At 69.8% G+C, this 311-nt stretch carries 1 protein-coding gene; it reads left to right on the top strand.

What is annotated here, in order from left to right:
* A partial coding sequence (locus tag AC6BYQ_RS24430; RefSeq protein ID WP_498057652.1) for a site-specific integrase occupies positions 1–311 on the top strand: 311 nt, incomplete at both ends.

Raw genomic sequence — 311 nt, 5'->3', positions numbered from 1 at the left:
GCGGCGCCCGGATCAACGAGGCACTGGCGCTGACGCGCGAGAATTTCTCGCTGGCGCCGCCCTACCCGTTCGTGCAGCTGGCCACCCTCAAACAGCGCACGGAAAAGGCGACCCGCAGCGCCGGCCGGTTGCCAGCGGCCAGCACGCCGCCGCGCGTGGTACCGCTGTCCGATCCGCAATACGTCGCGCAGCTGCAGACGATGGTGGCCACGCTGAAAATTCCGCTCGAGCGCCGCAACGCGCGCACCGGCCGGATGGAAAAGGCGCGTCTGTGGACCATCACCGATCGGACGGTGCGCAGCTGGCTGGCC

This window comes from Serratia sp. LTN-2 (genome assembly GCF_059740205.1).
This window is presented reverse-complemented; position numbering and strand designations above follow the sequence as displayed.